Source organism: Kitasatospora sp. NPDC101447, assembly GCF_044767225.1.
Lineage (GTDB): Bacteria > Actinomycetota > Actinomycetes > Streptomycetales > Streptomycetaceae > Kitasatospora.
Genome location: NZ_JBIWNL010000006.1, coordinates 343,222 through 365,587, shown reverse-complemented (window position 1 = coordinate 365,587; position 22,366 = coordinate 343,222). Strand labels below are relative to the sequence as shown.

General features: G+C 71.4%; 19 protein-coding genes. 6 read left to right on the top strand and 13 right to left on the bottom strand.

The features are described from left to right. Positions 1-151 precede the first annotated feature (151 nt). On the top strand, positions 152-799 hold the full coding sequence (locus tag ACIRST_RS12470) for a hypothetical protein (protein ID WP_350519239.1): 648 nt from the start codon (positions 152-154) through the stop codon (positions 797-799). Here the strand turns inward: ACIRST_RS12470 and ACIRST_RS12465 are convergent. The 9 genes from ACIRST_RS12465 to ACIRST_RS12425 all read right to left on the bottom strand — a co-directional run bounded on the left by ACIRST_RS12465 (position 754) and on the right by ACIRST_RS12425 (position 9,883). After that, positions 754-1,527: a class I SAM-dependent DNA methyltransferase gene (locus tag ACIRST_RS12465; RefSeq protein WP_402802160.1), complete on the bottom strand. Its 774-nt coding sequence runs from the start codon at positions 1,525-1,527 to the stop codon at positions 754-756. The genes ACIRST_RS12470 and ACIRST_RS12465 overlap by 46 nt on opposite strands. Before the next feature lie 77 nt (positions 1,528-1,604). After that, positions 1,605-2,807 carry a hypothetical protein gene (locus ACIRST_RS12460; RefSeq protein WP_350519237.1) on the bottom strand — a complete coding sequence of 401 codons (1,203 nt, stop codon included), beginning with the start codon at positions 2,805-2,807 and terminating at the stop codon, positions 1,605-1,607. Between the two features lie 117 nt (positions 2,808-2,924). Beyond that, entirely contained in the window at positions 2,925-3,089 is a 165-nt protein-coding gene (locus ACIRST_RS12455) for a hypothetical protein (RefSeq protein WP_350519236.1), read from the bottom strand. A gap of 73 nt (positions 3,090-3,162) precedes the next feature. After that, positions 3,163-3,909 (bottom strand): SDR family oxidoreductase, encoded by a 747-nt coding sequence (locus tag ACIRST_RS12450; RefSeq protein ID WP_350519235.1) that lies wholly within the window; start codon positions 3,907-3,909, stop codon positions 3,163-3,165. 254 nt (positions 3,910-4,163) lie between these two features. Beyond that, a complete protein-coding gene (locus tag ACIRST_RS12445; RefSeq protein ID WP_402802157.1) occupies positions 4,164-5,123 on the bottom strand; it encodes a fatty acid desaturase family protein in 960 nt (319 codons plus the stop codon). 70 nt (positions 5,124-5,193) lie between these two features. Continuing rightward, the gene (locus ACIRST_RS12440; protein ID WP_402802155.1) at positions 5,194-6,459 is read right to left on the bottom strand and encodes a lysine N(6)-hydroxylase/L-ornithine N(5)-oxygenase family protein; all 1,266 of its coding nucleotides are present in this window, start codon (positions 6,457-6,459) and stop codon (positions 5,194-5,196) included. A gap of 132 nt (positions 6,460-6,591) precedes the next feature. Then, positions 6,592-7,794, bottom strand: a complete 1,203-nt coding sequence (locus ACIRST_RS12435) for an acetyl-CoA carboxylase biotin carboxylase subunit family protein (protein ID WP_402802153.1) — start codon at positions 7,792-7,794, stop codon at positions 6,592-6,594. Beyond that, entirely contained in the window at positions 7,791-8,555 is a 765-nt protein-coding gene (locus ACIRST_RS12430; RefSeq protein ID WP_402802151.1) for a hypothetical protein, read from the bottom strand. The genes ACIRST_RS12435 and ACIRST_RS12430 overlap by 4 nt, the downstream gene beginning before the upstream one ends. Positions 8,556-8,590: 35 nt before the next feature. Beyond that, positions 8,591-9,883 carry an argininosuccinate synthase-related protein gene (locus tag ACIRST_RS12425; protein ID WP_402802178.1) on the bottom strand — a complete coding sequence of 431 codons (1,293 nt, stop codon included), beginning with the start codon at positions 9,881-9,883 and terminating at the stop codon, positions 8,591-8,593. A gap of 685 nt (positions 9,884-10,568) precedes the next feature. Here ACIRST_RS12425 and ACIRST_RS12420 point away from each other — a divergent pair. Continuing rightward, positions 10,569-11,780: an MFS transporter gene (locus tag ACIRST_RS12420; protein ID WP_350519230.1), complete on the top strand. Its 1,212-nt coding sequence runs from the start codon at positions 10,569-10,571 to the stop codon at positions 11,778-11,780. Between the two features lie 64 nt (positions 11,781-11,844). Further along, a complete protein-coding gene (locus ACIRST_RS12415; protein WP_402802148.1) occupies positions 11,845-12,810 on the top strand; it encodes a hypothetical protein in 966 nt (321 codons plus the stop codon). Between the two features lie 163 nt (positions 12,811-12,973). Here the strand turns inward: ACIRST_RS12415 and pstS are convergent, their stop codons facing one another. After that, complete coding sequence (gene pstS, locus ACIRST_RS12410; protein WP_402802145.1) at positions 12,974-14,110, bottom strand: phosphate ABC transporter substrate-binding protein PstS; 1,137 nt, start codon at positions 14,108-14,110, stop codon at positions 12,974-12,976. Positions 14,111-14,483: 373 nt separating this feature from the next. Between pstS and ACIRST_RS12405 the strand changes: the two genes are divergently transcribed. Both ACIRST_RS12405 and ACIRST_RS12400 read left to right on the top strand, forming a co-directional pair. Next, a complete protein-coding gene (locus ACIRST_RS12405) occupies positions 14,484-15,935 on the top strand; it encodes an APC family permease (protein ID WP_402802142.1) in 1,452 nt (483 codons plus the stop codon). 126 nt (positions 15,936-16,061) lie between these two features. Further along, a complete protein-coding gene (locus ACIRST_RS12400) occupies positions 16,062-17,699 on the top strand; it encodes an amidohydrolase (RefSeq protein WP_402802139.1) in 1,638 nt (545 codons plus the stop codon). A 101-nt stretch (positions 17,700-17,800) separates the two neighbouring features. Here the strand turns inward: ACIRST_RS12400 and ACIRST_RS12395 are convergent, their stop codons facing one another. Together ACIRST_RS12395 and ACIRST_RS12390 are read right to left on the bottom strand one after the other, a co-directional pair. Next, on the bottom strand, positions 17,801-18,535 hold the full coding sequence (locus tag ACIRST_RS12395; RefSeq protein ID WP_402802137.1) for a TetR/AcrR family transcriptional regulator: 735 nt from the start codon (positions 18,533-18,535) through the stop codon (positions 17,801-17,803). Between the two features lie 65 nt (positions 18,536-18,600). Continuing rightward, positions 18,601-19,689: a branched-chain amino acid aminotransferase gene (locus ACIRST_RS12390; protein ID WP_402802134.1), complete on the bottom strand. Its 1,089-nt coding sequence runs from the start codon at positions 19,687-19,689 to the stop codon at positions 18,601-18,603. A gap of 273 nt (positions 19,690-19,962) precedes the next feature. Between ACIRST_RS12390 and ACIRST_RS12385 the strand changes: the two genes are divergently transcribed. Then, positions 19,963-20,784, top strand: a complete 822-nt coding sequence (locus tag ACIRST_RS12385; RefSeq protein ID WP_402802131.1) for a lipase family protein — start codon at positions 19,963-19,965, stop codon at positions 20,782-20,784. A gap of 97 nt (positions 20,785-20,881) precedes the next feature. On the opposite strand, the gene ACIRST_RS12380 is transcribed toward ACIRST_RS12385, so the two are convergent. Next, entirely contained in the window at positions 20,882-22,279 is a 1,398-nt protein-coding gene (locus ACIRST_RS12380; RefSeq protein ID WP_402802129.1) for a helix-turn-helix domain-containing protein, read from the bottom strand. Positions 22,280-22,366 lie beyond the last annotated feature (87 nt).

Sequence of the window (22,366 nt, the reverse complement as noted above, 5' to 3'; positions counted from 1 at the left end):
ATTTTGCGGGTATGCCGGTTCGATCAGTTCGAACCGAAAATCGTTCGATCTGGCCACGTTGACATAACGGGAAACGTCGTGCAATCTTGGCTGAATAGTGACGCGAGGCACTTTTATCCATTCATGCGGGTCGTCGTGGAGGTGGCGAAAAGTGGGGTCCGAGATTCGGAGCGGCTATCTGGTCGCGGTGGTGGGAATCGACGGTGCCGGCAAGACGAGCCAGGTGGCACGGCTGGCCGAATGGCTTGAGGGACTGGGGAGCCCGACCCGGCTCTTCCTGAACCAGACGCAGCTCCCGGTCCGTCAGGCCTTGGACGCGATCGCCCGGGAGGACGGCTTCCCGGGACACCTGGACATGATCGGGGCCGACACGATCAGGCTCATTTCGGCCTGTGCGAAGCTGTCCGCGCTCGCTCCCGTCGGCGACGTCCTGAACACTCCCCGCGCGGTGGCGCTCGCGGACCGCTACACGGTCTGCCAGTACGCCGCCGTCCGCCTGCAGAAGGCGGACAACGAGGAATTCCTGCGGCGCCTCAACCGGGGCCTTCCGGAGCCCGACATCACCCTTTTCCTGGACGTCGAGCCGGCCGTCGCCCAGGAAAGGATCAGGCGCCGCGGAATCGACGAGGAGACGCTTGAGTTCCTCGTCGACTACCGGGAGGCCTACCGCTCCCTCCCGGAGTTCGACGATTTCGTCGTGGTCGACGGGAACGGATCGTTCGACGAGGTCCAGGAACTCCTCCGCAAGGAGATTCAGCGGGCCCTGCCGGAGGCGGTGGCCGCGTCCGCCGCGGTGTAGACGCTGAGGTGGGAACGGGAGTCGGCGGTGAACGGGCGCCGGCTCCAGTTCTCCCACCGGTCCTCCAGGCGCAGGCCCGCGCGCTCGGCCATCGCGTCGAGCTCCTGCGGCCAGCTGTAGCGCACCCGGGTCGGGTACAGGGCGAACCCGGCTTCCGTCACCTCCAGGTCGAGGGACTCCACGATCTGGGTCTGCGCGTCGTGCCGTGACACCTGCAGGAGCAGGCTGGCGGCGCCGAAGTCCTTCACCCGCAGGGCCGCCGGCCCGTCGAACTGCTCGGGCGCGGGCACGAACGCCTCGACGACGAACCGCCCGCCCTCGGCCAGGTGGCCGGCGACGGTACGGAAGCAGGCCTCCTGCTCCGCCGGGTCGTCGACCAGGAAGAGGGAGTTGAAGGCCACCCAGACCAGCGGGAAGGACCGGTCGAGGGCGAAGTCGGTCATGCTGCCCAGCACGCCGGTCACCCGGTTGCCCCCCGGCGCGCGGTCGAGCTCCGCGAGCATCTTGGGCGAGCTGTCCAGCCCGTGGACGGCGACCCCCTTCTCGGCCAGCGGGATCGCCAACCTGCCCGTACCCACCCCGAGTTCCAGCGCGGGACCGGCGCCGGCCAGCTCGGCGAGCAGGCCGACCGCCTCGGGCACGTCGTTGCGCCCGGCCACCTGCCGGTCGTACACCCCGGCCCGGGAGTCCCCGTACGAGGCCGCATCCCACCCCTGAAACGCGTTCACAGCACACTCTCCTCGATCGGCGTCTGCCGTCCTCCCGGCGGGGAGGACGGCAGACGAAGCGGGCTTGCCGACGGCTCTCAGGCCTCGACCTTCGCCAGGAACTCCTGCCAGCGCGTCTTCTGCGCCTCGGTGGAGCCCTCGCGGCAGACGTGGTCGCGCAGGTCCTCGTCCCAGGTGATGGGCTCCGGGTCCTTGTCCGCGAGCTTGGACATGCCGTCGAGCAGCGAGTTGTCCATGCCGGGCAGCAGCTCCGGGATCCAGTACGCGAGGTAGTAGAAGACGCTGCGCCCGGGGCTGAAGCTCGGGTTGCGGTTCTCGTAGTTCTCCAGGCTGAACGCCGGGTAGGCGCCGTCGCCGATCTTCTTCGGCACCTTCCAGATCGGGTAGCAGAAGGTGACGTCACCGATCTTGCGGAAGGGGGCGGGCAGCGGGAGCAGACCGCGGGAGACCCGCGCGATGTGCTCGGCGACGATGTCCTCCCGGTTCGCGCCGGTGGCGACGAACTTCATGCCGCGCTCGACGGCGTAGCGGGTGAGGACGCGGCGCAGCAGCCAGGTGCCCATGAATTCGAGGTCGGCGTCGGGGAAGTACTCCCGGAACACCTCCTTGACCGAGGCGAGGTCCTTCAGACCGGACAGTCGCGCGGTCTCCGACTCCTCGACGACGTTCAGCTCGATGCCGTGCGCGGAACACAGCGCGCGGGCGTTGTCGACCTGGGCGTCCCAGTCCGGGATGCCGAGCATCATGACCGGCACCACGCGCTCGGGCTCGAAGTAGCCGGACTCCATCAGGGTGGAGAGCAGGACGTTGGAGTCGCCGCCGCCGGACGTCCCGACGACCAGGCCGTTGCTGCGGTCGCCGGGCCACTGCTTCAGCACGTCCGTGACGCTGGCCCGGACGAACTCGAAGCACTCCGCGGCGGACATCTGGGTGTGCACGCGCTGGAAGGCGCCGCTGTCCTCGGTGGGGAAGGTCCACTCGGTGGTGGCCTCGTCGTGGAGCCGCGCGCTGGAGGCCTCCACGCCGAGCAGGCCGGGAAGGTTGATGTTGCGGGTGACCCGGGCGAACACCTCACCATCGCCGCCGGCGTCGCCGGGGCGGGCCGTGGACGCGGGAACGAAGACGGCCCGCCGGTGCCCGTCGCCCCCGTGGCCCTCGATCCGGTAGGTCCACACCGCCGAGAGCGGGATTCCGTACAGCCGCAGCAGTGCGCCGACGGTCGGTGCGCTCTCGTGTTCCAGGAGGTACTCACCGTGGTTGGTCTGCAACCGGACTCGCATATGCCGTTCCGTTTCGTCAGCGGGTGGATCATCGTCAATGCAAGTGCCGCTGGTGAGGCGCCGAAGCGCCTCACCAGCGGTCTCAGGACACCGAGGAGTCCCGATGAGTGGCTACGGTCAGCCGGTGGCGACGATCGAGTTGCAGCAGGCGACGGACTCCAGGCCGCTGTCCGTCGTGGCCGCGTCGCGCGCACCGAGCACGCCCAGGTTCAGGGCCGCAACCGGCTCGAACTCGACGAGAACGGCAGCCGGGGCGTTGACCAGACCAAGTTCGGTCTTCATGGTTCTCAGCTCCTCTCTAGTTGGATGGTGCATCCGTCAACCGCGCCTGGCGGCGCGGCTGTTCATGGGGGCGTCAGGACGCCCGGTAGGGGAGGAAGACGGGCTCGGGGTCCGGGGCGCCGGGGCGCAGCTGCCCCTCGGCCTGCTCGGCGATCCGCCGCGCGATGTCGCGGCAGTCGCCGATCCGGCCCTGGCGGGCCCGTTCCCGCATCTCCCGCGCCTCGGGGAACTCGCTCTCGGGCAGCTCCCACAGGGAGCGCTGCATGGCGGTGTCCATGGCGCCGGGGGAGACGCAGAAGGCGCGCAGTCCGGCGGCCCTCTCCTCCGCGGCAACGGCTTCGGTGAGGCGTTCCACCGCGGCCTTGCTTGCCGAGTACGCCGCCCAGCCCGGGCGCGCCGAGCGCGCCGAGCCGGCGGTGAGATTGATCAGTACGCCGGCGCCCGGACGGCTGCGGACGTGTCCGGCGAAGACGGAGCTTCCGTTGATCACGCCGAGCAGGTTGGTGCCGAGGATCCGGTTCCAGCGCGCCAGGTCGCCGTCCGCGACCCGGAACACCTCCATGACGGCGGCGTTGTTCACCCAGACGTCTATCCGGCCGTGCCGGTCGACGACGGATTGCGCGAATTCACGCACCCGCTGCTCGTCCTGTACATTCACCGAAGCATGTTCCGCCAAACATTCCGAATTTTCGGAAGGAATGCTCCGCGATGCTCCGGCCACCAGGAATCCGCGTTCTTCGAATTCTGAGCAGAGGGCTCGACCGAGACCGCGACTTGCGCCGGTGATCACACAAACTGGCTGGTCAGAGTCGTTCGACATCAACACTAACCCCCGTTGTGTGATGAATTAAGCGCGACTTGGCAGGTATTCTCGGTGAAGCGGAGACATCGCTCCGAAGCTTCTCCCGGATGCTGCTCCCGAGTGTTTCACCCGGGCTGCTTCCCTTTGCCTCGAATGAGTCTAGGACGCTCTCCGCGGCGGCGGCAAGAGTTTCCCGGTGCTTTTCTCGGAATATTCCCGGCGGATCCGCAAGGTTTATAGTCGAAGAATCCGGAGAATGCCGCCGAAGCCGCTCAGGGACGGGACGGCCCGGCTGCGTCCACGATGCGCCGGCGCTTCCCGTTGCGGCGCACCTCACGGAGGACCTTCCGGTAGAAGGCCGGATAGCTGACCTCGGAGTGTGCGGCGTACCGCCGGGCGAGCGGATGCCGCTCGGCCAGTCTGTTGACGGGCACCACCATCGCCGCATGGTGCTCCACGTGGAAGTTGTTGCCGTTGGTGAACCAGCGGCTGAACCTGCTCCCGCTGATCGTCCGGGTGTTGCGCAGGACGTCCGTGCTGCCGCCGGTGTCGCACAGGACGTGCTCGGGGAGCTCCAGGAAGAAGTGGATCGGGATCGAGAGCAGGAGTGGGAGCCCCCACAGCAGCAGCACGGCTCGGCCGTGCCCCAGGCCGGCCGCCGCGCCGGCCGCGAGCACCGCGACGCCCAGCAGACGGTACTCGCCCATGACGTGGCGTCTGGCGCGTTCCCCGATCTGCCCCCGGGCGTACGTCCACGTCCCCGCGCAGCTGCGGGCGACGTCCGCCGCGACCTGCACCAGCCGGCCCGGATCCCCGGCGCCGCGCAACAGGGCGCTCCAGGTCAGCGGTGCCCGTGGGTCGAAGCCGAAGAACTCGCTGTCCTGCGCCGTGCCCAGGTACCTGTGGTGCTGCAGGTGCTGGACCCGGTAGTGGCTGTAGGCCGAGAGGAGGGGAATCCCGATCAGCACGCCGACCGGCCGGTGCGGCGCGGCGCTGCGGAAGGCCGAGTGGTGCAGGCACTGGTGCTGCAGCTCCACCAGGTGCGTGTACATCGCGGCCAGCAGGATGACCCCGCCGGCCGCCGCGGGTCTCCAGCCGCTCAGGGCGAGCCATCCGCCGAGACAGCAGAGGGCGACTGCCGCCGCCAACTTGCCGACGAAGACGAACTCGTCCTTGCGCGACACTCGCGCCCGCTCGAACAGTAACGCCGACGCGCCCCTGCTGGTGTCCACGTCACTTCCCCCGTCCACGCCGCCTCCCCCGTCCACGCGACCTCCCCGGTTTCCGCCTCCCGGCCCGGCGCTACTCCCAGGCCACGGTGGTCTCGTCGGGATCGGTCCGGTAGACCTGACGACCCGTCAACGAGTTGACGATCCGTGCGCTGCGCCAGGCCACCAGCGACAGCAGCGTGTCGTTGATCCCGTGGCCCGCCTCCGAGAACCCCTGGCTGTAGACCCGCAGTGCCGCCGGTCCGTCGAAGTCCACCGAGTAGTCGGCGTTCACCTCGAACATCCCGTCCCGAAGCGCGAGTTGGCCCTGAATCGGCTTGAGGTACTCCGGGATCCGCTTGTGGTAGCCGGTGCAGAGGATCAGCAGGTCGGCCGGCACCGACTCGGTGGTGCCGCGGTTCCCGTCGTGCAGGGCCAACCGGTACCCGGGCCCGTCCTGCGTCAGGTCCACGGCCCGGCGCGAGGTGAGCAGACGGTGCGGCATCCCCGCCCGCAGCACGTGGTCGAGGTGGTAGAGGCGGCGGTAGACCGCGCCGAGCAGCTCGTCCGTGATCCCGTCCCCGCCGGCGTTCAGCTGCTCGGTGACCAGCTCGCCGCGGCGCCGGGCCGACAACCCGTGGAAGTACTCGGCGTACGCCGAGGAGAACCACTCGTTGGTGAACGGTGAGTCGTCCAGGGGCTGGAAGCCGGGGCCGCTGGAGGTCCAGGTGAGGGAGGCGGGCAGCGCGCGCTCGTCGGACAGCAGGTGGTGGACGACCTCGGCGCCGCTCTGACCCGCCCCGACGACCACGACCCGGCGGCCCGCCCACTCCGGGCGCACCCGGGTGAAGTCGCTGCTGTGCAGCACGTTCCTGCCCTCGTACGCCTTGGCGAAGGACGGCAGCCGCGGTTCGGCACCGGAGCCGACGGCGATCGCCCGGGTGCGGTGGGTCTCGCCGCCGGCGCAGGTGATCTCGAAGCGGTCGCCCGAGAGCGCGACGGATTCGACGCGGGTGCCCCACCGCAGCGAGGGCAGCTGCGCCGCCGCCCACTGGTAGTACTGCTCGAACTCGCGCCGCGAGCAGCTCAGACCGTTGGCCTCCAGGAACCGGAACGCCCTGCCCTCCTGGACGATGAAGTTCAGGAAGGAGAACCTGCTCCTCGGGTCGACCAGGGTCACCAGGTCGCGGAAGTGCGTGACGGTCAGCTGCGAGTCGGAGAGCATCAGCCCCCGGTGCCACTCGAAGCCGGGCTTGTCGTCGAGGAACAGCGTGCTCAGCTCGGACAGCGGCTCGGTCAGGGCGGCGAGGCTCAGGTTCGCCGGCCCCACACCGATTCCGATCACGTCGTGGTCAGGCATCGTGGATCTCTCCCTCGGGGACGGCGGCGGGGCGGCTGGGTGCTGCGCCCGGGCGGCCGGGCGCAGCGGTGGGGCGGTCGGATGCTGCGGCCGCGACCTCCGCGGTGGCGGCTGGGCGTGGCGGCCGCTGGCTCACCGCCAGTACTCGTTCTGGATGCCGGCGATCCCGGCCATGAGCGTGGCCTCGTCGGGAGCCCTGAGCACGTACGAGTCGAGGAAGTCGGTGGAGTGCCGCACCCCGCCCCGCCCGTTCCCGGCCCCGTGGTGCTCGATGTGCTCCACGACGCCGAGGTCGGCGAACCGCCCGGGGTCCACTCCGCGGGCTTCACCCCCGCCGGGGTAGAACGCGATGAAGCCGCAGGTCCCGGTGGCGGGGCCGGTACCGAGCGTCACCGGAAGCCCGGCGTCGAGGCGGATCTGGGTCTCGACGATGTTGAACCCGTACTGCCACTGGATGACCGGCGGAATGACCCCGCCCGGGGGGCGGCCGGCGACCTCGCAGAAGACGAGCTCGTCGGAGTCCGTGCGGAACAGCTCCAGGTGCGTGGTGCCGTCCTTGAGGCCGAGAGCGGCCAGGACGGACGCGTTCATCGCGCGGATGCGCCGCAGCAGGTCCGGGTCGTCGACCAGGACGGTGCCGAAGACGCCGCCCGGCGAGTAGCCCGCAGGGTCCGTCAGATAGGTGCCGACACTGGCGAACCGGATCTCGCCGTCCACGACCACCGAATCGCAGTGGTAGATCCGGCCCTTGACGAACTCCTCGATCTCGTAGTGCGAGCCGGACAGGTCCAGGCCCGCCACCACCGCGCGTGCCTGGTCGAGGGAGTCCACCATGTACAGGTCCTTGGCGGCGAGCCCCCACCGGCTCTTGATCACCTTCCGGCCGGTGCTCCAGTCCACCCGGTCGAGGTCCGTCGGCCGGTCGAGCGCCGCGAAGGCGGGCAGCGCGGCCGCCCCGGCCTCCCGGATGACCTCCTTCATGCGCAGCTTGTCGCGGAAGCGCACCGCGGTCTCGTAGTCCATCCCGGGCAACGAGAACGTCGAGCGCATCTCCGCCGCGAGCAGCACGGCCCGCTCGTGCACGGCGATGACCCGGTCGATGGGGTGGTGGCGCAGGGTCCAGGAGCAGAGGTCCCGCCAGCGGTCGAAGTCCTCGGTCTCGCAGACGGCGACGTGGGGAAGCGGGTGGTCCGCGAAACCGTCGAGTCCGCCGTGGGCCCGGTAGCGGGTGACCAGGTGGATGTCGACCTCGGTGACCGGCAGGATGTGCGCGCCGCCCCGGCTGAAGTGCGAGTAGTGGTGCTTGTTGATGAAGAGCGCGGCCGGCTTGCTCATCGCCCCGCCTCCCCGGCGTTCCCCGCGGCGCACGGTTCTGCGGGGGTGGGCGGCCCGGCGGCGGACGGTGGTGCCGGGACGGCGAGCGGTCGGCGCAGCGAGCTGCTCATCAGGTCGAAGCCCGTCAGTCGTCGGATCAGGTCGTTCTCGTCGTCGGTCCCCGTGCCGTGGCTCGCGGTGAGGATCCGCACGCCGCCGTCGCGCAGGGCCAGGCGGACGAGTGCGGGGCCGGCCGGCAGGCCCGATGCGTCGAGCAGTCCCGTCAGTGCCGCCAGTGCCGGGCCGTACTCCTCGGGCGGCAGCGCCCGCTCGGGGAGCACCTGCTCGGGCCGTGTGGGGGAACCCCCCTCCTCCACCGCGGCGACCCATCGGTGCGCCCCGTCCGTCGTGAAGGTGTGGGCGCGCAACACCCGCTCCCCGTCGCCGACTTCGGGATCACCGGCCGCGGCCAGGGCCTTCACCGCGTCGACCGGCGTGCCCGGGGTGCCGAGCAGGGCATTGGCCGTCGCCGCCGCCAGGGCTCCGGCCCCGGTCAGCGAGAGGACCGTCACCGGGTTCAGCGGACGCAGTACGGTGTCGACGAAGTCGGTGAAGTAGGCGGGGTCGGCTGAGGGCCGGGTCTCGAAGTCGACCGAGTAGTAGTCGGTCTCGTCCCCGGCCAGCTCGTGCACCGGTGAGCCGGGCCGCTGCACCAGGGCGACGCGGCAGCCCAGAGCGTGCGCGGCGCTCGCCACGGGCGCCGTCGCATCGATCAGGACCACGGTGCGACCGTCGGCCTCCCCGGCTGTGCTCGCCGCTACCATGTCGTTCCCCCGATGCTGTCGTCGATCCCGTCGTCGGCCCCGTCGCCGATCCGCTGTCCGGCTGCGCCCCCGCCCCCGCCCCCGGTGGGGGGCCCGTCGCCGATCCCGCCGACCGGGTCCGCGGCGAAGTGCGCGGCCTCCTCCCGCACGCCGGCCAGTTCCCAGTCCTCCCGGCTGCGGACGTACCGGGGGTTCTCGGCGACGATCGACTCGGTCGTCGTCCGGCCGTCGGCCAGCCGCCAGCGGACCGTCCCGGTGACGGGGCCGGCGAGCTCGGCGGCGAACGCCTGGCAGGCGGAGCGGAGTCGGCCGAACCACCGGCCCTCCACCGCCTCGCGCACCCAGAGCTGCTCCAGGTGCAGCTTCTCCCTGAGCGTCTCGGCGTCGAGGGTGGCGGTTTCGAGGTGGCGGTGCGAGGCCATCAGCAGCCAGGCCGCGGGGGCCTCGCGCACTTCCAGGACCTTCGCCCCGCCGGGCAGGTGCTCCAATCCGGTGTGCCGGCCGAGTCCGTGGGCGCCGACGATCCGGTTCAGGGTGCCGATCAGCTCGACCAGGTCCATGCGCCGGCCGTCGACGGCCACCGGGACACCGGACTCGAAGGCGACCTCCACCGTCTCCGCTCCGTCCGTCGGCCGCCGGGCGGTCCAACGGAAGCAGGATTCCGGGACCTGGTGGTTCTCGGGGTCGTCGAGGATCCCGGACTCGAACTCCCGGCACCACAGGTTGGAGTCGGCACTGGCCGAGCGTTCCGCCATCTCCTCCAGGCCGATGGCCCGCAGCTCCTTGGTCTTCTTCTCGCGGTGCACCGGCTCCAGTTCGTACGGGCTCCCGAACCGGCCGCGGAACCCCAACTGGTCGAGCGCGCCGTTCAGTCGGCGCAGGGTGTTCTGCGAGCGGTTGGCCGTGTGCAGGATGACCTCGGCGCCCAACTCCTCGGCGGTGCGCAGGGCCGCGCGGGCGAACAGCGGCCGGCTCAGCGAGGAGCTGATGGGGTACGAACCCAGGTAGACGGCGTGCGCGGCGATCGCCGGAGCGACGAACTCGCGGGCGAACGCAGCGCGTTCGTCGAGAACGTGCAGTCGGACGCCGAGGCTGTCGGTGATCCGGCCGAGCTCCTGCCGGCTCTCGTCGCCGCCGACGTCCACGCTGACGGCGTGGACGTCGGTGGCCCCGGCCTCCACCAGCCGGTACAGGAGGTAGGAGCTGTCCAGGCCGCCGCTGAACAGCGTCACGACAGGGCGCCGCCAGTCGACCTCGCGAGGTGTGATGTCGCGAAAGGAGCGCACTGTCCTCGTTCTCACGTCACGTCCTTCTGGTTCAGCCGCCGGGGAAGGGGTGGTGTCCGCTCGCGAAGAGCAACCGAAAGTCGAGGTCGACACGGGAAGCGGTTCGCCTGGAGCCCCGAGAGGTCCGGAACGCCCGGGACGGGTCGACTCCTCAGGGGGGGCTTGCGTACACCGACTGACGAGGGGAAAGCGCCGCCTGAAGCGCCCTCTGGAGAGCCCTCTGAAGTGCTCTGCTGTGCGTCCGGATGGAATGCTCGATGATCAATTCGCGGCGTTGAGCATAGGCAGACCCGGCTTTGGGAGTCAACAGATCTATGTGAGAACGGAGTTGGCCAGGGGGTGGTCGACCGCAAAGCTGGCGCATGGGACGGAAACTCGCCAAAGCGGGGCAGAGCTGGGGTGTTCACCGGCTCCGCACGGTTCTGTCACGCCTGCCCTGTCGGGCGATGCTTGACATGTCACTGCAGGCGTGGTCATGATGGGTGCGATCTTGCTCGGGCTCTGGTTGCTTTCACCAGCCCGAGTGCGTCAGTCGAAACCGGGGGGTTCGAGTGAGGTGCATTTCTCTGCTCTGCTCGAATTCCGTCCCCGCTTCGGCCGGGCTCTCCGACACACCTTCCTTATCCCCGCACCGTGACCGCCACCGGCGGCACGGTGCTTTCGCGTGGCACGTCGGAGGTGCACTGTGACCGGGAATCCCGCGCCCGCCGGCCGGACGTCGGACAGCAGGGTGCTGCGCGTCCTCATCGCGTCATCGGTGCTCTCGAAGGTCGCCGACTGGCAACTGGGGATCGTGGTCCCGCTGGCCGTGCTGACCGAGTCCGACTCGGTGGCCATGTCCCTGGCCCTCTTCGCACTCCGCGGCGTGAGCTACGTGGCGTCCCCGTTCGTGGGATCGGTCATCGACCGGTTCGACCGGCGGACGGTGCTGGTTCTGGGGCTCCTCCAGCAGACGGTCTGCCTGGCCGTGCTCGCCCTCACCCTCTCCAGCCCGCCGGCCGTGGCGCTCCTGGTCCTGCTCTCCGGCGTGGGCAGCGTGGCCTGCACCATCACCGGCCAGTTCGTCCTCATCCCGTTGCTGATCAGCGCGCCGGCCCGTCCCACGGCGGTCGCCAAACTGAACTCGGCGGTGGAGCTGTCGAAGGTGATCGGCCTGCTCCTGGGCGGCGTCGGCTTCGCGGTCTTCGGCCCGTCCGTCGCCTGTCTGTGCATCGCCGGCCTGTACGTGCTGGCAGCCCTGGTGGCCATGGTCCTGCCGAGGGTCGCCGCCACCCAGACCGTCATGGAACTCCGCCGTGACCTCGCGGTCGGATTCCGCTGGGTGGCGAAGCGGGACATCCTCTGGCTCGTGGTCACCATGTCGCTCATCAACATCTCGATCGGCCAGCTGGAGCCGGCACTCATCGCCGAGTTCGCACGTCAGAAGGTCAACACGAGCGTCATCTCGATGCTGATGGCCACGGGGCTCTTCATGGGGGCTGTCGCCAGCCGGTTCGCCCCTTCCATTCTTCCCCGGTGGAGTACGGAACGGCGCATCCTGGCAGTGCAGGTCGCAGCATTCGGAGGCCTCGCGCTCGTCGCCGTCCCCGTTCTCCCGGTGCGCATCGGTGGATTCATGGTGGAATGCTTCGCCGTCGCGGTGAGCAATGTCGCATCCATCACCTATCGGCAGGAGGCCATTCCTCCCGAATTCGCCGGCCGGGTGAATGCGACCATTCGCATGTTCATCACGGGTGCGGTGCCGCTGTCCGGCTTCCTGTACGCCTGGGCGAGCCGGTTCGACGGTTACTACCAATGGCTGCCGACCCTGGCCCTGTGGGCGATCGCGATCGCGATCTGGGCCGTTTACACCAGGCGCCGGGAAAGGGACGCCGTCCTGATTCCGGTCCCGCAGTGACCACGAACCGCACTTCCCCGGTTCATGAACCGCACCGTACGAATCGGACTGTAGAGGTGGCGCGTTGGAGATCGTCGAACAGGACCACCTCGTTGTCGCTTCGGTCGACCTCGAAGAAGCCGAGGAACGGGCGTGGGAGAGGGCGGGCGCGGCCGTCGACGTGGTCCGGCTGCTGGACTCCGAGGGCGTGCCGGACGGCGTCATCGCCCGACTGGGCTTCATCGCACGCCCACGGTGGCTGAACTGGTGCGCCCCGGTTCTCGGCTCCGAGGAGGAGTTCGCCGACGGGCTCTCCGGCACCGAACGCCGGAACATCCGCCTCGGCCGCCGCTTCGTCCAGGAGTACGGACTGCGGCTGGGAGTCCGGCCCGGCCTCACGGCGGACTACATGGACGACTTCCTGGCCGTCTACGACCAGCAGATCGCGGACATGCCCCGAGGGAAGAACTTCGCCCGCCGCCACCGGGACCGCCTGCTCGCGGCGGCCGACGAGCACGTGAACGTGAGCCTGTGGGAGGGCACCACCCTGCTCGCCGGCTCGATCTGGTGGAAGCGGCCCGGGCTCTCGGTCCTGCAGATGCGCTTCTCGGCCGCATCGCCCGGAGCGCGGTCCGGCCGCGCGCTGCGCGCGCTCTACGCGGAGGCCATGGCGTACGCCCGCGGGCAGGGACTGACCTACGTCTCCCTCGGCAACGACCCTGCGCTCTTCGGGCACGTCGTGCAACCGGGACTGTTCACCTTCAAGAGCCGCATGGGCTTCACGCCCGTGCCCTCCGAACTCCTCGACCCGTCCCTCGCGGGCGAGTTCGCCGACCGCATCCTCACCCTGCGGTCACTGCCCGACCCGTCTCTCCTAGTCACCTGGGGAGGCCACCGCGGACACCCGCCGGCCTGGCCCGATGCGGTGCGGGGCGGCATCCACGACCTCCTCGTCCTCACGGACTCCCCGCACGACGAACTCCTCGCCCGGTTCCACGGGTCCGGATTCCGCCGGTCGCGGACGCTCGCCCCGAACGCCTCCACTCCCTGACCCGCGCCGCCGCCCTCAACGCCTCCGACATCGCCTTCGACGGACGCCTGTCAGCCGGACGGGCGTAGGCCACCCGGCCCACGCCCGCCAGGAAGATCAACACCTAGCCCAACCGGGTGCCGTACACCTAGATCGAGATAGTCCCCCGGCGGGCGGGGGTGGGTCAGGCGAGGGTGGTGACGGCGGTCTTGACCTGGCTGCTGATGGTGCCGGGGAGGGGGACGTAGCCCTTGTCGCCGATGGCCTTCTGGGCGTCGTCGCTGATGGTGTAGGTGAAGAAGGACTTCAGGGTGTCGAGGCTGTCGGGCTTGTTGCCCTTGTCGCAGACGACCTCGTAGGTGACCAGGACGATCGGGTAGGCGTTGTCGGCCTTGGTGCCGTAGTCGAGGGAGAGCGCGAGGTCGCCTTCGGTGCCCACGACGGTGGAGGTGGCGAAGGTGTTGGCGGCGTTGGCGGCGGTGGCCTCGACGGGCTGGGCGGCGCCGGTGGAGATCTTCGCGGACTTGAGGTTGTTGATCTGGGCGTAGGACAGCTCGACGTAGCCGATGGAGTTGTCGACCTGCTTGATCTGGGCGGAGACGCCGGCGCTGCCGTTGGCGGACTGGCCGCCCGTGCCCTTCCAGGCCTTGTCCGGGGCCGCGGGCCAGGCGCCGCCGGAGGTCTTGGCGAAGTACGAGGTCAGGTTGTACGTGGTGCCGGAGTCGTCGGAGCGGTGGAAGGACTGGATCTCGGCGTCCGGCAGCTTGGTGCCCGGGTTGAGGGCGGCGATGGCCGGGTCGTTCCACTTGGTGATCTGCGAGTTGAAGATCTTGGCGGCGGTCGGGCCGTCCAGGACGAGGTTGTCGACGCCGTTGATGTTGTAGACGAGGGAGACGAGGCCGCCGACCATCGGCAGGCCGATCGCCTTGCCGCCGGTGCAGACCGCCTTGGAGGCTTCGACGTCGGCGGGCTTGAGCACGTAGTCGCTGCCGGCGAACTGGACCTTGCCCTGGGTGAACTGCTGGATGCCCGCGCCGGAGCCGCCGCCGCTGTAGTTGATGGTGGTGCCGGGGCAGGCGGCCGAGTACGTGGTCTTCCACAGGTCCATCGCGTTGGCCTGCGCCGTGGAGCCGGCGCCGAGGAGCGTGCCGCCCTTGCCGCAGGTCACCGAGGGGGTGCCGCCGGTGGCCGCGGAACCGTTCGCGGTGGTGGTCCCCGTCTTGTTGTCGTCGCCGGCGCACGCGGTGAGCGACAGGGCGCCGGCCAGCGCGACCGCGCTCAGGCCGAGGGTGGTGGCGGACCGGCGGTTGCGCTGGAGCATCGGTGGTTCCCTCTCGTTGACACAGCATCGTCGACGGGGTCCCGTCGACGGGGTTCGACGGCCGTGAGCGGAAGGAACGTCGACAACCGAGGTGAACGCAGCTTCCGTCCGCACGTGAATCCTCGGTGTCGGGAAGGCGGACGGAGGGCAAAGCCGCGGCGTGTCGGGCTTATGACAACAGCATTGACGTGTTTCGGCGTCACCGGTTTCATGACTCGCACCTTCCGCACACGCCTTCCCGGCGCGTGCGCCCCCCTCACACGTGCTTCCCCCACACGTGCACCCCCACGACCTAGGCGGTGATCCGTTGGCATCGACGGTGAAGGACACGGGCAGCGGCCCGAGAGCGAGCGCGAGCAGTTCCCACGTCGCGATGCGACAGTCCCTCGGCCTGCTGGACGGCGCGGTGATCGCCGCGTCCAGTACGGCCGCCACCAGCAGCATCGGGATCGGCCTGGGCCTGATGGCCGGCGTGGTCGGCCTGCACCTGCCGGCGATCATGCTGCTGGCCTTCCTGCCCGTGCTCGCCATCGCGGGCGGGTACGGGCGGCTGAACGCGGTGGAGCCGGACGCCGGCTCCAGCTACCGCTGGGTCGGCCGCACCCTCAGCCCCTGGCTGGGGTTCCTCACCGGATGGGTGAACACGGTCGGCACGGTGGTGTTCATGGCGTACACCACCACCGTCACCGGCTCGTCGGTCATCCAGCTGCTCGGCGAGGCGCACCTGCGCAGCGTCGCCGGCCTGCGGCTGGACGCGGACTCCACCGTCCAGTGCACCCTGCTCGGCCTGGTCATCCTGATCGGCGCCGCGCTGGTCGCCGTGCGCGGGCTCGACATGGCCGCCCGGCTCCAGAAGGCACTGCTGGTGTTCGAGTACGCGGTGCTGCTCGGCTTCTGCGGGTACGGGCTGTTCGCGGGTGACCAGCCCTTCTCGCCGCAGTGGTTCAACCCCTTCGACATCCCGTCCTTCGACGCCGTCGCGCAGGGCATGGTGCTGGCGGTGTTCTGCTACTGGGGCTTCGAGTCGGTGTTCAGCGTCGGCGAGGAGGTGCGCGACCCCCGCGACGCCTCCCGGGGCGGCATGATCGCCCTGGTGGTGATGCTGCTGCTGTTCCTGCTCGCCGGCACGGCCTTCCAGCGGGTGCTGCCGATGGACGAGCTGGCCGACAACGGCGCGCACGGGCTGACCTACTTCGGCACCAAGCTCGCCCACCAGCCGCTCGCCGCACTGCCCTTGATCGCACTGATGTTCTCCGCGGTGGCGTCCCTGCAGTCCTCGGTGATCCCGACCGCCCGCGGCCTGTACGCGATGGGCCGCGACCGGGTGCTCGGCCCGGTCTGGACCCGGCTGCACCCCCGGCACGCCACACCCGCCGTCGGCACCCTGCTGATCACCGGCGTCGCCGTCGCCCTGGCCCTGGCCTCGATCGCCATCCCGACCGTCAACGACCTCATCTCCGCCGCCGTCAACGCGATCGGCGTCATCGTCGCGCTCTACTACGCGCTCACCGCCGTCGCCGCCGCCGTCCGGTTCCGCGGACTGCTGCGCACCGACCCGGTGCAGGGACTGCGCGCGGTGGTCGGCCCGCTGCTGGGCGCGGGCGCGTTGCTCGCCGTCGGCGGCTACCTCGCCTGGACCTTCTACGACTCCACCGACCACTTCGAACTGGCCGCCGACAACGGGTGGTTCGAGCTGACCGTGGTGACGCTGATGATCGTCACCGGGCTGCCGGCGGCGGCCTGGGCCCGCTGGCGGCGGCGTTCGCCGTACTTCCCGCAGAACGAGCCGACGGCGTGCGACGCGCCGGCCGCGCAGGAGGCCTAGCGTGGGCGAGGGTGAAGGCGAAGGCGAAGGCGAGCGCGAGGGCGAGGGCGAGGGCGGAAGGCGAAGGCGCCGGAGCCGGAAAGCCCGCAACGACACACCGTGCAACACGAGAACGGAGCACCACCCATGACCGAGGCCGATCTGGTCTTCACCCGCGGACCCGTCCACACCGGTGACGCCGCCCGGACGAGGGCGACCGGCCTGGCGGTGGTCGGCGAGCGGATCGCCGCCGTCGGGCACGACGAGGTCCGGGAGCTGATCGGGCCCAAGACCGAGGTCGTGGACCTCACCGGCAAGCTGCTGCTGCCCGGCTTCCAGGACGCGCACATCCACGCGGTCTTCGGCGGAACGGAGTTGGCCACCTGCGACCTCACCGGGACGGTCGGCGTCGCTGACTACCTGGAGCGGATCCGGGCGTACGCGGAGGCGAACCCCGGGCAGGAGTGGATCACCGGCAGCGGGTGGTCGATGGAGAGCTTCGACGGCGGACTGCCGACCCGGCACCTGCTCGACTCCGTCGTCCCCGACCGCCCGGTGTACCTCACCAACCGGGACCACCACGGCGCCTGGGCCAACACCCGGGCACTGGAGCTCGCCGGCCTCACCCGCGACACCCCCGACCCGGCCGACGGGCGGATCGAACGCGAGGCCGACGGCACCCCGGGCGGCACGCTCCAGGAGGGCGCCACCACGCTGGTCGCCCGGCTGCTGCCGCCCTCCACCGCCGCCGACCGGCTGGACGGGCTCCTGCGCGCCCAGCAGCTGCTGCACTCGCTCGGCATCACCGGCTGGCAGGACGCACTGCTCGGCGAGTTCAACGGCCAGCCGGACCCGTCCGACGCCTACCTGGCCGCGGCGCGCTCCGGCGCCCTGACCGCCCGGGTGACCGGCGCGCTCTGGTGGCGACGCGACCGCGGCGCCGAGCAGATCCCCGAACTCGTACGGCGGCGCGAGGAGTTGAGCCACGGACGGTTCCGGGCCGGATCGGTGAAGATCATGCAGGACGGCATCGCGGAGAACTTCACCGCCGCGATGACCGCCCCGTACCTGGACGGCTGCGGCTGCGCCACCGCCAACTCCGGCCTCAGCTTCGTCGATCCGGTCGCGCTGCGCGGGTACGTCACCGAACTGGACGCGCTCGACTTCCAGGTGCACTTCCACGCGCTCGGCGACCGGGCCGTCCGCGAGGCGCTGGACGCCGTCGAGGCCGCCCGCGCCGCCAACGGCCGGCGCGGCGCCCGGCACCACCTCGCCCACCTCCAGGTGGTGCACCCGGACGACCTCGCCCGCTTCGCGCAGCTGGGCGCGATCGCCAACATCCAGCCGCTGTGGGCCGCCCACGAGCCGCAGATGGACGAGCTGACCATCCCCTTCCTCGGCCCGGAACGCGCCGGCTGGCAGTACCCGTTCGGCGCCCTGCAGCGCGCGGGCGCCACCCTGGCGGCGGGCAGCGACTGGCCGGTGAGCAGCCCGGACCCGCTGGCCGGCCTGCACGTGGCGGTCAACCGGATGGAGCCGGACGCTACCGACGGACGGGTCTTCCTGCCCGAACAGCGGCTCGACCCGGGCTCCGCGATCGCCGCGTACACGGCCGGGTCCGCCCACGTGAACGGGCACGACGACGCGGGCGTGCTGGCGGCCGGGTGGCTCGCGGACCTGGTCGTGCTGGACCGGGACATCCTCACCGGGCCGACCGAGGAGATCGCGCACGCCCGGGTGCTGCGGACGTACGTGGGCGGGGAGTTGGTGCACGCGGCGGACTGAACCGGGTGACGGCCGCCGGTGGTGGGCGCACGGCGCCCGCCACCGGCGGAGCCGTGCCCGCCGAACGCTGTGGGCCGGTGCCGGTCGTCGGCCCGCAGTTCTCAGCTGTCCTGGCCGGGCTCCGCCTGGCCGGGCTCCGCCGTCCGCAGGCGGGCCTCGGCGGCGTCGAGGAGGAGGTCCAGCGCGTACGGGTAGCCACTGCGGCGCATGTCGCGGGTGAGCAGGCCGGCGGTGGCGGCGATGTGGGGGTGGGTGGTGGCGTCGAGGCGGGCGTAGGACGCCTGCCAGACCCCGAGGTCCGCGGCCGCCGCGGGGGCCGGGAGGGCGAGGGCAGCCGCGTCCAGGGCGGCGAAGCCGAGGCTCTGGTCGACGAAGGCGTGGTAGATCCGGACGGCTTCCGGGTCGGGGAAGCCGGCGGTGCGCAGGATGCCGAGGATGGTCTCGACGGCGGCGGTCTCGTGGGTGCGCCCGGTGGTGCGGTGGGCGGCGAGCAGGGCGGCCTGCGGATGGGCCTGGTACGCGGAGTGGATGCGCAGGCCGATGGCGCGCAGGTCGGCCCGCCAGTCGCCGGTGGACTGCCAGCCGTGCTGGGCACGGCCGATGAGCTCGTCGGCGATGGCGATCAGCAGGTCGTCGGTGCTGTGGAAGTAGCGGTAGACCGCGCTCGGGTCGGCGCCGAGCGCGGCCCCGAGCCGTCGTACGGTGAGCGCGTCGGCGCCGTGCTGTCCGATCAGGCGCAGCGCGGTGTCGACGATCAGCTCGGCGGAGAGGACGACGCCCTGCTTGGTGGGGCGCCGACGCCTCCGCTGCGGTTCGGGGACCACGCGATCGGTCATGCCCGCAGGTTATGCCAACCGCGTTGACGTAGAGAAGGGGGCGGGCGTGGCGGGCCGCCGGCCGGTCAGAGCACCCGCCGCAGCCAGCTGTGCCGGTCCTCGGCCCGCCCGTACTGGATGTCCAGCACGTGCGCGCGGATGTCGAGGGTGTGCTTGCCGGGCGCGCCGCCGCCGACGGTGAACTCGTAGCCCTCGCCCTTGAAGGCGACGATCGGGGTGATCACCGCCGCGGTGCCGGCCGCGAACACCTCGGTGACGGTGCCGTCGGCGGCGCCGGCGCGCAGCTCCGCGAAACCGACCGTGCGCTCGACCGGGGTCAGGCCGAACTCGGCGGCGAGGGTCAGGATCGAGTCCCGGGTGACGCCGTCGAGGATGGTGCCGAGCTCGGGGGTGACGAGCTCCCCGGCCGAGGTGACCAGGCACAGGTTCATCGTGCCGGACTCCTCCAGGCCGCCCTCGCCGCCGGTGTCGTCCAGGAACAGCACCTGATCGCAGCCGTGCTGCTTCGCCTCGATCTGCGCGGCCAGGCTGGAGGCGTAGTTGCCACCGCACTTGGCCGCGCCCGTGCCGCCCCGCCCGGCGCGGGTGTACCGGGTGCTGACCCAGAGCGTGATGCCGGTGACCCCGCCGGCGAAGTACGGCCCGGCCGGGCTCGCGATGACCGAGTAGGTGACCTCCTCGGCGGGCCGGACGCCGAGGAAGGCCTCCGAGGCGAACATGTACGGCCGCAGGTAGAGGCTCGCCTCGCCGTCGGGGGCCGGCACCCACGCCTCGTCCGCGCGGACCAGCTCCTCGACGCTCGCGAGGAAGTCCTCCTCCGGCAGCACGGGCAGCGCGAGCCGCTCGGCGGACCGGGCGAAGCGGCGCGCGTTGAACTCGGGCCGGAACAGCCAGACGCCGCCGTCGGCGTGACGGTAGGCCTTCAGCCCCTCGAAGATCTCCTGCGCGTAGTGCAGCACGGACGCGCTCGGGTGCAGCGAGAACGGCGCCAGCGGGCCGACCCGGCGCTCGTGCCAGCCCTCGCCCGGCGTCCAGGTGGCGGTGGCCATGTGGTCGGTGAAGTGCTTGCCGAAGCCCGGAGCGGCGAGGACGGCGCGTCGTTCCGCCTCCGGAACGGGGGTGGTCGTCCGAACCAGAGGGAATGCGCGACCCATCGTCAACTCCTCAGCTCCGTGGCGGAATCCGCCCACCGGACACCGACTTCCGGCGCCTCACCCGTCATGCTAACGGCCGTCAGTCGGACGGTATACGTCGCACGGGGACGTCGCCCGAGGCCGCCGGACCGCCGCCGCCGCGGGCCTGTTCGAGTGAGTGGGGCGTGGCGTCGCGGGGGCAGCCGGGGCGGCGGCGGTTACGAAGAGAGGCAGTCCCCCCTCGCGGGCCCGGCTCAGGCCGCCCGCCCGCCCTCATCGAACGGAGCGCCCACCGTGGCCGTACCCACCACCTTCGACCACAGCGCGGCCGGCTACAGCCTGCCGCACGCCTACTGCCTGGCCAAGGCGGCCGAACTCGCCTACCAGGACGACACCGTCGTCGACGAGCAGGCCCGCGCCTGGGGCTTCGACGACGTGCGGCACCACTGGACCGCGTTCACCCCGCCGTTCCCGCTGCAGGACACCCAGGCGTACACCATGAGCAGCGACCGGATGATCGTCGTCGCGTTCCGCGGCACCGAACCGCGCGAACTGCGCGACTGGCTCACCGACTCCACCACCCCGCCCTGGCCCGGCCCCGCGCGGACCGGCTACGTCCACCACGGCTTCGCCGAAGCCCTCGAATCGGTCTTCCCCGACGTCGCCAAGAGCATCGGGGAACTCCGCACGCACGGGCAGAACCTCTGGTTCACCGGGCACAGCCTCGGCGGCGCGCTCGCGATGCTGGTCGCGGCCCGCCTCTACCTGGAGGAGCCTCGGCTGCGCGCGGACGGCGTGGTCACCTTCGGGCAGCCGCGCACCTGCGACCGGGCCCTGGCGGACGCCTACGACAAGGGCCTCCGGGGCCGGACCCACCGGTTCGTCAACAACAACGACATCGTCCCCCAGCTGCCGCCGGAGCCCGCGTTCACCCACGTCCCGGAGCTGCGCCGGTTCGACGCGGCGGGCCGCATCCAGGAGGACACCGGACTGGTCGCCGCACTCGCGGGGAGGGCCAAGGGGCTGGGCGAGGCGGCCTTCGCGCCGACCGGGGAGGGCATCCGTGACCACATGATGCGCAACTACCTCGCCGCGTTGGAGAAGAACCTCGACTGACCTGGCCGGTCTGATTCGACCCTCGGCCCTCGGCCCTCGGCCTTCGGCCTTCGGGGCCCGGCCGACCGGGCCCCGCGACCGGCCCCCGCCGAGGCGCTCAGTCCTCGGCGGGGCTCGGTGCCCAGGCGGTGCCGTTGTGGAAGTAGCTCGGCGCGCCGTGCAGGCCCGCGGTGCGGAACGGGCGTCCGTTGTCGTTCACGGTGAGGGTGCCCTGGCGGTCCCCGCTGCTCCACACCAGGTCCAGGTACCACGAGACGTCCTGGGAACGGGTGGTGGCGTCCACGTCGATCACCTGCGGGTCGGTGTCCGAGACCCGGTAGGGGAAGTCCGTGACGGGGAGCTTCTTCGCGCCCTCCGAGCCGGGGGCGGGGACCGCGTGCGGTGCGGCCGAGTCGAGGTCCACCGCGAACGACGCCGGGGTGAGACCCCCGCCGCAGCCGGCACCGGGGGTGTAGGCGTTCCACTTCGGGGCGGGCTGGGTGCTGACGATGTGCACGTACACGGCGTGCAGGACCACCGGCGTGGCGCTCGTGCCCTGGGCGGTCAGCTGCAGCCGCAGGTGCCCGGCCGGGACGGCGTGCTGCGCGGCCGCCCAGCTGCCGGTGCGCGCGGCGGTGTCCGGCGGGCGGGTCACCTGGCCGGGCGTGCGCGGGGAGAGGAACCACTGGTCGCAGGGACTGCCCCAGTTGTCGGTGAGGACGTTGACGTGGAAGGGGGCCTGGACGTCCTCGGGGGTGCCCGTGGGAGTGGGGGCGTCCGTGGAGGAGTCCGTCGGGGAGGGCGCGCCGGTGGGGGTGCCCGCGGGGGACGTGGGTGCGGCGGCCGCCACGGGGGCCGCGGTGTCGGCGGACGAGGCGGCCGGCGCGGTCGTGGCGGCGGTGGCGGTCGTCGTCGGGGAGCCCGCCGCGTCCGGCGTGCCTCCGGGGCCGCGCAGGACGAAGGTGGAGACCACCACGGCCACGGCGGCGACGGCCGCCGCGCTCAGCAGCACGCGGGTGCGGGTTCGGCGGCGGGGTTCGGCGGCAGGGGTCACGGGGTGTACGGGCTCCACCTCCCCGCCCGGCGCGGGAGCCATAGCGGGGACCGGTGCGGGCTCCGGTCCGGGGACTGGTGCGGGCTCCCGTGCGGCCTTCGGCGCCGAGGCCGACTCCGGTCCGCGCAGCGGTTCCGTCCCGACGCCTTCCGCCTTCGCCTCGTCCGCCTTCGCGCCTTCGGTCCTCGCGCCGTCCGGCTTCGGGCCCGTCTCCCGGCGGCGGGCCGCGTCGGCCAGGATCCAGCGGCGGTGCAGCTCGACGAGCTCCTCGTCGCCCGCCCCGCACACCCGGGCGAGGCGCTCCACCGGTGCGTACTCGGCCGGAACGGCGGCACCGTTGCAGTAGCGGTGCAGCGTGGAGGTGCTGACGTGCAGCCGGGTCGCCAGCACGCCGTAGCTGCGGCCGGAGCGCTCCTTCAGCTCCCGAAGCATCGCCGCGAACTCGTCGGTCTCCACGCTCATGCGCTGCGTACCCCTCACCCCGAACCGGCTGCGGATCCCGTCGAATCCGCAGCTCACGGTACCGGTTCGGCGGGCGAGCGCCCGGAG

Bases quoted from the DNA above. Each gene is read 5' to 3' on its own strand.
- ACIRST_RS12460 (WP_350519237.1), bottom strand. From the start codon at position 2,807: ATGCGAGTCCGGTTGCAGACCAACCACGGTGAGTACCTCCTGGAACAC.
- ACIRST_RS12395 (WP_402802137.1), bottom strand. From the start codon at position 18,535: ATGACCGATCGCGTGGTCCCCGAACCGCAGCGGAGGCGTCGGCGCCCC.
- ACIRST_RS12440 (WP_402802155.1), bottom strand. From the start codon at position 6,459: ATGCCTGACCACGACGTGATCGGAATCGGTGTGGGGCCGGCGAACCTG.
- ACIRST_RS12390 (WP_402802134.1), bottom strand. From the start codon at position 19,689: ATGGGTCGCGCATTCCCTCTGGTTCGGACGACCACCCCCGTTCCGGAG.
- pstS (WP_402802145.1), bottom strand. From the start codon at position 14,110: ATGCTCCAGCGCAACCGCCGGTCCGCCACCACCCTCGGCCTGAGCGCG.
- ACIRST_RS12450 (WP_350519235.1), bottom strand. From the start codon at position 3,909: ATGTCGAACGACTCTGACCAGCCAGTTTGTGTGATCACCGGCGCAAGT.
- ACIRST_RS12435 (WP_402802153.1), bottom strand. From the start codon at position 7,794: ATGAGCAAGCCGGCCGCGCTCTTCATCAACAAGCACCACTACTCGCAC.
- ACIRST_RS12405 (WP_402802142.1), top strand. From the start codon at position 14,484: ATGCGACAGTCCCTCGGCCTGCTGGACGGCGCGGTGATCGCCGCGTCC.
- ACIRST_RS12455 (WP_350519236.1), bottom strand. From the start codon at position 3,089: ATGAAGACCGAACTTGGTCTGGTCAACGCCCCGGCTGCCGTTCTCGTC.
- ACIRST_RS12400 (WP_402802139.1), top strand. From the start codon at position 16,062: ATGACCGAGGCCGATCTGGTCTTCACCCGCGGACCCGTCCACACCGGT.
- ACIRST_RS12380 (WP_402802129.1), bottom strand. From the start codon at position 22,279: ATGAGCGTGGAGACCGACGAGTTCGCGGCGATGCTTCGGGAGCTGAAG.